At 64.8% G+C, this 9,442-nt stretch carries 8 protein-coding genes; 5 read left to right on the plus strand and 3 right to left on the minus strand.

What is annotated here, in order from left to right; genetic code table 11:
* Positions 1-123 precede the first annotated feature (123 nt).
* The 3 genes from Sj15T_RS02050 to Sj15T_RS02060 form a co-directional block, all read right to left on the minus strand.
* Entirely contained in the window at positions 124-753 is a 630-nt protein-coding gene (locus tag Sj15T_RS02050; RefSeq protein WP_013039665.1) for a glutathione S-transferase, read from the minus strand.
* Positions 754-938: 185 nt separating this feature from the next.
* Positions 939-3,260, minus strand: coding sequence for an ATP-dependent Clp protease ATP-binding subunit ClpA (gene clpA / locus Sj15T_RS02055; protein ID WP_007684066.1), 2,322 nt, complete (start codon positions 3,258-3,260; stop codon positions 939-941).
* Between the two features lie 157 nt (positions 3,261-3,417).
* Positions 3,418-3,615: a DUF1192 domain-containing protein gene (locus Sj15T_RS02060; RefSeq protein WP_041385791.1), complete on the minus strand. Its 198-nt coding sequence runs from the start codon at positions 3,613-3,615 to the stop codon at positions 3,418-3,420.
* A 126-nt stretch (positions 3,616-3,741) separates the two neighbouring features.
* Between Sj15T_RS02060 and Sj15T_RS02065 the strand changes: the two genes are divergently transcribed.
* The 5 genes from Sj15T_RS02065 (at position 3,742) to Sj15T_RS02085 (ending at position 9,428) form a co-directional block, all read left to right on the plus strand.
* Positions 3,742-4,728 carry an NAD(P)H-quinone oxidoreductase gene (locus Sj15T_RS02065; RefSeq protein ID WP_041386296.1) on the plus strand — a complete coding sequence of 329 codons (987 nt, stop codon included), beginning with the start codon at positions 3,742-3,744 and terminating at the stop codon, positions 4,726-4,728.
* Positions 4,729-4,880: 152 nt separating this feature from the next.
* Positions 4,881-5,744, plus strand: a complete 864-nt coding sequence (locus Sj15T_RS02070) for a UDP-2,3-diacylglucosamine diphosphatase (protein WP_013039668.1) — start codon at positions 4,881-4,883, stop codon at positions 5,742-5,744.
* Positions 5,745-5,758: 14 nt separating this feature from the next.
* On the plus strand, positions 5,759-6,787 hold the full coding sequence (locus Sj15T_RS02075) for a glycosyltransferase family 1 protein (RefSeq protein ID WP_013039669.1): 1,029 nt from the start codon (positions 5,759-5,761) through the stop codon (positions 6,785-6,787).
* 112 nt (positions 6,788-6,899) lie between these two features.
* Positions 6,900-7,583 carry a DUF1013 domain-containing protein gene (locus Sj15T_RS02080; protein ID WP_007684054.1) on the plus strand — a complete coding sequence of 228 codons (684 nt, stop codon included), beginning with the start codon at positions 6,900-6,902 and terminating at the stop codon, positions 7,581-7,583.
* A 138-nt stretch (positions 7,584-7,721) separates the two neighbouring features.
* Positions 7,722-9,428 (plus strand): long-chain fatty acid--CoA ligase, encoded by a 1,707-nt coding sequence (locus tag Sj15T_RS02085; protein WP_013039670.1) that lies wholly within the window; start codon positions 7,722-7,724, stop codon positions 9,426-9,428.
* Positions 9,429-9,442: the final 14 nt, after the last annotated feature.

A 9,442-nucleotide genomic window follows, 5' to 3' on the forward strand; every position in this document is an offset into this window, starting at 1 on the left:
GCGTAACGGACTGGCGGAGGAAAAGAGGCGCTACCTGCACAATTCCCCTCCACCAGCCTTCGGCTGTCGAAGAGAGTCACGTGCCTCTCTTCGACCCTCCCCATCGAAAGATGGGGAGGATTTTTAAGGTTTTTGCATCTGGGCGATGAGGGCGTTGTCCATCTCCTTCTGCCGTTTATAGGCCGGGCGTTCGCGCAGGCGGGCGACATAGGCTTCGAAGACGGGGCGGCTGGGGATCGTGCCGAAGGCCAGGCCCCAGTCGATCTGCGAACCGACATAGACGTCGGCGGCGGTGAACTGGTCGCCGCAAATCCAGCCGGGGCCTGAGACGGCATGTTCCAGCGTGTCGACCATGGTGTCGAACGTGCCGTAGCCCGCCGTTCGTTCCCGGCCTTCGGGAACGACGAAGCCGAGCGCCTTGTTGGTGACGGCCGCTTCCACCGGGCCGGCGGCGAAAAACAGCCAGCGATAATAGTCGGCGCGCCTGTCCGTCGGCGGCGCGAGGTTCGCGGCGGGAAAGGCGTCTGCCAGATAGGCGCAGATCGCCGCGCATTCCGTGATCGTCCTGCCGTCATGGACGATGGCGGGAACCTTGCCCATCGGATTGATCGCCAGATAATCGGCGGATTTCATGCCGCCTTCGCCATAATCCAGCACGACCATCTCATAGGGTTGGCCGACCTCCTCCAGCATCCAGCGGGCGATCTGTCCCCGCGACATCGGGTTGGTGTAGAGGGTGATGGTTTCAGCCATGGCATGCTCTCCTGCGATCGGCGGGCGTCGTTCGGGATCGGGCGAGGCTGTTCCATGGACCGGCCATGGCGGAGCGGCGGCGCGGATCAGGGAAGCGGCCCGATAGTCCCGTCCGGTTCATTACCATCGCTCAAGAAAAAGGGCGACCCGTCGGGCCGCCCTTTTTTCCTTCATTCTTCGACCTTTTACTTGGCCGATTCCGCAGGCTTCGACCGGCCGCGCTTCTTGCCCTTCTTGGGGGCGGCGGGGGTGATTTCGAAGGCCAGCGCGTCGTCCTTCAGCCGGACATGGACTTCGCCGCCATGGACCAGCTTGCCGAACAGCAGTTCCTCGGCCAGCGGCTGCTTGATCTTCTCCTGCATCAGGCGGCCCATCGGGCGCGCGCCGTACAGCTTGTCATAGCCGCGCTTGGTGAGCCACGCCTTCGCCTCGTCGTCCAGGGTGATGTGGACGTCGCGGTCGGCCAGTTGCAGTTCGAGCTGGAGCACGAACTTGTCGATCACCCGCGCCACGATTTCCGGCGGCAGATAGCCGAAGGGAACGATGGCGTCGAGGCGGTTGCGGAATTCGGGGGTAAAGAGCTTCTTCACCGCGTCTTCCTGCGCATCCTCGCGGGTGAGTTCGCCAAAGCCGATGCTTTCCTTCGCCATGTCCGACGCGCCGGCATTGGTGGTCATGATGAGGATGGTGTTGCGGAAATCCACCGTCTTGCCGTGATGATCGGTCAGCCGGCCATTGTCCATCACCTGGAGCAGGATGTTGAACAGGTCCGGATGCGCCTTCTCGATCTCGTCCAGCAACAGGACGCTGTGCGGATTCTGGTCCACCGCATCGGTCAGCAGGCCGCCCTGGTCATAGCCGACATAGCCCGGAGGGGCGCCGATCAGGCGGCTGACCGAATGGCGTTCCATATATTCCGACATGTCGAACCGCTGGAGCGGAATGCCGAGCAGATGGGCGAGTTGCCGGGCAACCTCCGTCTTGCCGACGCCGGTGGGGCCGGAGAAGAGATAGTTGCCGATCGGCTTGTCCGGATCGCGCAGGCCCGCTCGCGACAGCTTGATCGCGGAGGACAGCACCTCGATCGCCCGGTTCTGGCCGAAGACGACGCGCTTGAGGTCCGTGTCGAGCGTTTCCAGCACCGATTTGTCGTCGGCCGAGACGGTCTTGGGAGGAATGCGGGCCATGGTCGCGATGACCTGCTCGATCTCCCTGGGGGTGATGGTCTTCTTGCGCTTCGACGGCACCACCAGCATCTGCATCGCGCCGACCTCGTCGATCACGTCGATCGCCTTGTCCGGCAGCTTGCGGTCGTTGATGTAGCGCGCCGACAGTTCCACCGCCGCCTTGATCGCGTCGGGGGTGTATTTGACGTGGTGATGCTCCTCGAACGCGCTGCGCAGCCCGGCCAGGATCTTGATCGTGTCCTCGACCGTGGGTTCGTTGACGTCGATCTTCTGGAACCGGCGCAGCAGGGCGCGGTCCTTCTCGAAATGGTTGCGGAACTCCTTGTAGGTGGTGGAGCCGATGCAGCGGATCGTGCCGCCCGACAGGGCGGGCTTCAGCAGGTTGGACGCATCCATCGCGCCGCCGCTGGTCGCGCCCGCGCCGATGACGGTGTGGATCTCATCGATGAAGAGGACCGCGTGCGGCATCTTCTCCAGTTCTGTGACGACCGCCTTCAGCCGTTCCTCGAAATCGCCGCGATAGCGGGTTCCGGCAAGCAGCGCGCCCATGTCGAGCGAGTAGATCACCGCTTCCTTGAGGACGTCGGGAACCTCCCCCTCCACGATCTTGCGCGCCAGGCCTTCCGCGATGGCGGTCTTGCCCACGCCCGGATCGCCCACATAGAGCGGGTTGTTCTTCGACCGGCGGCAGAGGATCTGGATCGTCCGGTCGACTTCGGAAGCGCGGCCGATCAGCGGGTCAACCTTGCCCCGCGCCGCCTTCTCATTGAGGTTGACGGTGAACTGCTCCAAGGCGCTGTCCTTCTTGCCCTTGCTGTCCTGCGTCTTCTTTTCCTCTTCGGCGGCGCCCTTCGTCTCGCGCTGCTGCTCAGGAACGGCGGTGCCCTTGCCGACGCCGTGGCTGATGTAGCTGACGGCGTCCAGGCGGCTCATGTCCTGCTGCTGGAGGAAATAGACGGCGTAGCTCTCCCTCTCGGAGAAAAGCGCGACGAGCACATTGGCTCCCGTCACTTCGTCTTTTCCGGAGGACTGGACATGCAGGATGGCGCGCTGGACCACCCGCTGGAAGCCGCTGGTGGGGGAGGGATCGCTGGCCCCTTCCACCTTCAGGCTGTCGAGTTCGGTGTCTAGATATTGCGTCACCGCGTCGGACAGTTCGCCAAGCTCCACGCCGCAGGCCTGCATCACCTTCGACGCATGTTCATCGTCGATCAGCGCGAGCAGCAGATGCTCCAGCGTCGCATATTCGTGACGGCGCTCCGACGCGTGGGTCAGCGCGTTATGCAGGGTGGTCTCAAGGGCGGGTGCGAAAGATGGCATGTTCTTTATACTCCTGACCCCCAATGAGGGGTTGTCTTGAACCATATGTCGGCATTGCTCGACGCCGGATCAAGATGGACATCCTGACCGCCGGAATTGCCAGACTGCCCATGCCCGGAGAGACCCTTGTCGGAGTCGCGGAGGGCGGGGCGCGGGTTCATCGCTTGAATAACGCCTCGGCGCTTGCCTTGTGGTTAACGGCGTTATCAATCCTGGATCGGGTGCGAGCGATTTCGCCCTCCAGCGCTTCGATGCGCGCTTCGAGATCGGAAAGGGACAATGGGCCCAGATCCTGTCGGAGCAGTTGGGCCAGCGGATCATCGGCCTTTCGGGGCAGATCGTCATCCATGTCCATGACTTGCAATGTTGACCCTGCGGGCCAGTCTGTCAATAAGGCCTTCATTCCGCCCGTCGATTGTGGTGCGGTGCAACATCTGCCGCGAGGGCCGTAATGGCGAATGAAGGCGCAAGGCCGAACGAAATGCCGACTGAAATGACGGCGATCGGCATAGCGGCTCCGGGTGGGCCGGAGGTTCTGGTGCCGCAGCGGCGGCCGGTTCCCGCGCCTGGCCCCGACGAGGTGCTGATCAAGGTGGCGGCCGCCGGGATCAACCGGCCCGACGTGATGCAGCGGCTGGGAAAATATCCGCCGCCGCCCGGCGCGCCGGACATTCCGGGGCTGGAGGTTTCGGGCACCATCGTCGCCGCGGGCGGCAGCGCCGAGTTGCTGATCGGCCGGCGCGTCTGCGCGCTTCTGCCTGGCGGGGGCTATGCCGAATATGCGGTGGCGCCCGCAGGCCAGTGCCTGCCGGTGCCGGACGATTATGACCTGGTCGAGGCGGCCGCCCTGCCGGAAACGCTGTTCACCGTGTGGAGCAACCTGTTCGAGCGGGCCTATGTGGTGGAGGGCGACACCGTGCTGGTCCATGGCGGCACCAGCGGCATCGGCACCATGGCGATCTCGCTCTGCAAGCTGTTCGACATCACCGTCATCGTGACCTGCGGCAGCGACGCGAAGTGCGAGCAGGCGAAGGCCTGGGGCGCGGACCATGCGATCAACTATCGCAGCCAGGATTTCGTCGAGGAAGTGAAGCGCATCACCGGCGGGCAGGGCGTGCAGGCGGTGCTGGACATGGTGGGCGGGGATTACCTGCCGCGCAACATCCAGTGCCTGGCGGAGGACGGGCGCCATGTGTCCATCGCGACGACGGGCGGACCCAAGGCGGAGGTTTTCATTCCCGCGATCATGAGAAGGCGGCTGACGCTGACCGGATCGACGCTGCGGCCGCGATCCGTGGCGTTCAAGAGCCTGGTGGCGGACGAGCTGATGCGGGTGGTATGGGCCTTTATCGAGCAGGGAAGGCTGCGCCCGGCGATGGACATGCGCTTTCCGCTGGCGGAGGCGGCGAAGGCGCATGCGCGGATGGATTCGGGCGATCATTTCGGGAAGATCGTATTGACGGTTTGAGGGGGGAGGCGGGCCTATCCTGTTCCTCCCCATCGAGATGGGGAGGTCTGCGACTGGCCACAACCGTCGCATTTCCGTCACATTCGCTGCGAAATTGTAACATAGAGCCGCTAGGGATTCGCGCCTGAGGGAAACAGCTCAGGGGTCGCATCATGAACGCCGTCACGCGCCTGCCTTTCCTGGCGGAGTTGGACGATGGCGCCGACGACAGGTTCGCCATTCCGGAAAGGGAAGGAACGCGTCGCCGCTATCGCACGATCTGGATTTCGGACATTCACCTGGGCACGCGCGGCTGCAACGCGGGGATGCTGATCGATTTCCTCGACAGCGTCGACAGCGACACCATGTACCTGGTGGGCGACATCATCGACGGCTGGCGTTTGAAGCGCCGCTTCTACTGGCCCGCCGCGCACAATGACGTCATCTGGCGCTTGATGAAGCGGGCCAGGCGCGGCGCCCGCGTCGTCTATATCCCCGGCAATCATGACGAGATGTTCCGCCAGTTCACCGGCCTCAGCTTCGGCGGCGTCGAGATAAGGCGCAAGGCGATCCATGAGACCGCCGACGGCCGCAAGCTGCTGGTGCTGCATGGCGATGAGTTCGACGCGATCATGCTGGCGCACCGCTGGCTCGCCTTCGTCGGCGACGCGGCCTATGCCATGCTGATGCGCGTCAATGTCGTGGTGAACGCGGCGCGCCGGCGCATGGGCCTGCCCTATTGGTCGCTCAGCAAGATGGCCAAGCACAAGGTCAAGAACGCCGTGGAGTTCATCTCCCGCTTCGAGGAGGTGGTGGCGCATGAGGCCGGATCGCGGGGCGTGGACGGCGTGGTCTGCGGCCATATCCACAATGCCGAAATCCGCGAGATCGCAGGCGTCCACTATTATAATGACGGCGACTGGGTGGAGGGATGCACCGCGCTGGTCGAGCATTTCGACGGACGGATGGAGGTGCTGCACTGGGCCGATGAAATAGCGCGGCGCGCAGCAGGCGAACCCTCCCGGATCGCGGCCTGACAGGAGCGCCCGCCATGCGCATCATCATCGTCACCGACGCCTGGAGCCCGCAGGTGAACGGCGTCGTCCGCACGCTCCAGACCATGCAGGCGGAACTGGAGAGGATGGGGCATGAGGTGAAGCTGATCTCGCCCGACCTGTTCGGCTCCATCCCTTGCCCGACCTATCCGGAAATACGGCTGGCCTTCGCCCGTTCGGGCGTGGTGGGGCGGATGATCGCGGCTTTCCGTCCCGATGCGATCCATCTGGCGACCGAAGGGCCGCTCTGCCTGGCGGCGCGGCGCTGGTGCCTGCGCGGCGGCATCCGCTTCACCACCGCCTATCACACCCATTTTCCGGACTATGTGGCGCAGCGCACCGGCCTGCCCGCCGCATGGTTCTGGCGTTATATCCGCTGGTTCCACGGCCCGGCCGAAGCGGTGCTGGCGTCGACGCCGTCGGTACGGCGGCAATTGCGCGCTCATGGGCTGGCGCAGGTCCGCCCATGGGGCAGGGGAGTGGACCTGGCCGCCTTCACGCCGCAGGCGACGCCGCCCGCCTTCTTCGCCGGGCTGCCGCGCCCGATCCAGCTCTATGTCGGCCGCGTCGCGGTGGAGAAGAATCTGGAGGCTTTCCTGGCCAGCGGCCATCCCGGCGCCAAGCTGGTGGTGGGCGACGGTCCGGCCCGCGCCATGCTGGAAAATGCCTATCCGCAGGCGCATTTCCTGGGACCGATGTTCGGAACCGAACTGGCCGGGGCCTATGCGGGCGCGGACGTCTTCGTCTTTCCCAGCCGCACCGACACGTTCGGGCTGGTGATGATAGAGGCGCTGGCCTGCGGCACGCCGGTCGCGGCCTATCCGGTCACGGGGCCGGTGGACATCGTCACCCCGGAAAGCGGCGCATTGTCCGACCGGCTGGAGGACGCCATCGCCGCCGCGCTCCTCTGCGACCGCGGCGCCTGCGCCACCCATGGCCGGAGCTTCAGTTGGGAACGCAGCGCGCGGGAATTTCTTGCCGGCCTGCACAATATCGATCCCCAGGCGCTCGACAGCGCGGCCTGACGCTTTTCCTTGCCGGGCGGGGCGGGATGCACTATCTCAGGTCGGGCGTGGCCGCCCTGCTTGGGCGGCCCTTGTCGTTTCATGCCGGAGAATTCCCGTGTCCCAGCCTCTCATGCCCCATGCGACCGCCAGTTGGCTGGTCGACAACACCGCGCTGAGCTTCGACCAGATCGCGGAGTTTTGCGGGCTGCATATCCTGGAAGTCCAGGCCATCGCCGACGATACCGCAGGCACCAAATATACCGGCCGCGACCCGGTGCGCGCCCATGAGATCACGATGGAGGAAATCCACAAGGGCGAGGCCAATCCGGATTACCGCTTGAAGATGCTGAAGGGCCCGGAGCCGGTCCGCCGCACCAAGGGGCCGCGCTACACCCCCGTCAGCAAGCGCCAGGACAAGCCGGACGGCATCGCCTGGATCCTGCGCAACCATCCGGAGATTTCGGACGGCGCCATCGGCAAGCTGATCGGCACCACCCGCACCACCATCGCCGCGATCCGCGACCGCACCCACTGGAACATCTCCAACATCGTGCCCAAGGATCCGGTGACGCTGGGCCTCTGCTCGCAGCGGGAACTGGACGCGCTGGTGACGAAGGCGGCGAAGAAGGCGGGCATTGAAGCCCCTACCGATTCGCGCCTGGACGGCGACCGCGAGGCGCTGATCAACGAATTGCGCCGCGAGCGCGAGGACGCCACGCGCCGCGCGGAAGAGGCGCTCAAGAGCGAATCCGACCTGATTTCGGGCGCCGCGAAGATCCTCGACCCGTTCAGCGACAACAAGGGTCACCTGTGATGCCGTAACGTCAATCCGCTCCACGCGGACGGACGAGATAAAGCACCGCAGCAAGGGCCGCGCCTCGGCATGAGGCGCGGCCCTTGCTGCGGTGCTTTACGCTTGCGTAAAGGGAAAGCGTGACTTAGACTTCCATGCATGGAGAGCAACGAAAACATCTGGAAAACCCGCTATAATCATCCCTTTCCGTGGGAACAGACATTCCCGCCGCTATCGATGGTGGACATGGTGGCGAACAGCGCCACGGCCCACCCGCAGGCGGTGATGATCGACTTCATGGGCCGCAAGACGACCTATGGCGAAATGTGGCGCACCATCCGGCGGGTTGCTAGGGGCTTGCAGGATATGGGCGTCCGGAAGGGCGATCGGGTCGGCCTCTACCTTCCCAACGTGCCCCATTATGTCGCGGCCTATTATGGCGCGATGATGGCCGGGGCCATTGTGGTCAACTATTCCCCTCTCTACACCGCCGCCGAGCTGGAGCATCAGGTCGAGGATAGCGGCACGAAGATCCTCTTCACCCTGTCGGCCAGCGCGCTGCTGCCCACGGCGCTGGAGGTGCTGAACAACAGCAGCCTGGAGCGGCTGGTCGTCGGCAGCGTTGCGGAAGTGCTGCCGCCCGCCAAGTCGGTGCTGTTCCGCCTGTTCAAGCGGAAGGAGACCTCCACGGTCCCGCACGATCCGCGCATCGTCCATTATGCCGATCTGCTGCGCCATGGCGAGGATCCCGCGCCCGTGGCCATCGAACCGGAGCAGGACATCGCCCTGCTGCAATATACCGGCGGCACCACCGGCATGCCCAAGGGCGCGATGCTGACCCACCAGAACCTGACAGCCAATGCGCGGCAGGTGCGCCTGATCGATCCTCATCTCGAAGCGCCCGACCGCATATTGGCGGTGCTGCCCTTCTTCCATGTCTTCGCCAATACCTGCGTCCTCAATCGCACGGTGCTGAACGGCGGGGAGATGGTGATGCTGCCGCGTTTCGACGGCACGCAGGTGCTGGCGGCGATCCAGCGGACCAGGGCGACCTCGCTGCCCGGCGTGCCGACCATGTACCAGGCGCTGCTGGATCATCCGGCGACGCCGAATATCGACTTTTCCTCGCTGCGCCTGTGCATTTCCGGCGGCGCGCCCCTGCCGCTGGAGGTCAAGCAGCGGTTCGAGGCGATGACCGGGGCCACGCTGGTGGAGGGATATGGCCTCACCGAAAGCAGCCCGGTCCTCTGTTGCAACCCCTTTGAGGGCCTCAACAAGCCCGGCACCGTCGGACAGCCGGTTTCCGGCACGCGGGTCAAGCTGGTCGACCGAGAAGACCCGACCCGCCCGTCCCCCGAAGGCGAACCGGGCGAGCTGGTCTTTGACGGGCCGCAGATCATGAAGGGCTATTGGCAGCGCCCGGACGCCGACAAGGAGGTGTTCGTCGACGGCTGGCTGCGGACCGGCGATGTCGGGGTGATCGACGCGGACGGCTATGTGAAGATCGTCGACCGGCTGAAGGACATGATCGCTGTAGGAGGCTTCAAGGTCTTCCCCAGCGAGGTCGAGAAAGTCCTCTACCACCATCCGGCGGTCAAGGAAGCGCTGGTGATCGGCATTCCCGACCATTATCGCGGCGAATGTCCCAAGGCCTTCGTGACCTTGCAGGACGGGTCGGACATCGATGGCGCGGCGCTCAAGGACTGGTTGAACCCGCAACTGGGCAAGCATGAGAAGGTGTGCGAGGTGGAGGTGCGCCTGAACCTGCCCACGACGCTGGTCGGCAAGCTGTCGCGCAAGGAACTGGTGGCCGAGGAGCGCGCCAAGGCGGAGGCGGCGGCGCGGCAGACTGGAACCGCGGGCTGATCCTTCCTATCTGT

The organism is Sphingobium sp. TA15 (genome assembly GCF_037101235.1).
In the GTDB taxonomy this organism is placed as follows: domain Bacteria; phylum Pseudomonadota; class Alphaproteobacteria; order Sphingomonadales; family Sphingomonadaceae; genus Sphingobium; species Sphingobium indicum.

Excerpts from the sequence above, each read along its gene's own strand:
- Sj15T_RS02050 (WP_013039665.1), bottom strand. The coding sequence starts at position 753 with ATGGCTGAAACCATCACCCTCTACACCAACCCGATGTCGCGGGGACAG.
- clpA (WP_007684066.1), bottom strand. The coding sequence starts at position 3,260 with ATGCCATCTTTCGCACCCGCCCTTGAGACCACCCTGCATAACGCGCTG.
- Sj15T_RS02060 (WP_041385791.1), bottom strand. The coding sequence starts at position 3,615 with ATGGACATGGATGACGATCTGCCCCGAAAGGCCGATGATCCGCTGGCC.
- Sj15T_RS02065 (WP_041386296.1), top strand. The coding sequence starts at position 3,742 with ATGCCGACTGAAATGACGGCGATCGGCATAGCGGCTCCGGGTGGGCCG.
- Sj15T_RS02070 (WP_013039668.1), top strand. The coding sequence starts at position 4,881 with ATGAACGCCGTCACGCGCCTGCCTTTCCTGGCGGAGTTGGACGATGGC.
- Sj15T_RS02075 (WP_013039669.1), top strand. The coding sequence starts at position 5,759 with ATGCGCATCATCATCGTCACCGACGCCTGGAGCCCGCAGGTGAACGGC.
- Sj15T_RS02080 (WP_007684054.1), top strand. The coding sequence starts at position 6,900 with ATGCCCCATGCGACCGCCAGTTGGCTGGTCGACAACACCGCGCTGAGC.
- Sj15T_RS02085 (WP_013039670.1), top strand. The coding sequence starts at position 7,722 with ATGGAGAGCAACGAAAACATCTGGAAAACCCGCTATAATCATCCCTTT.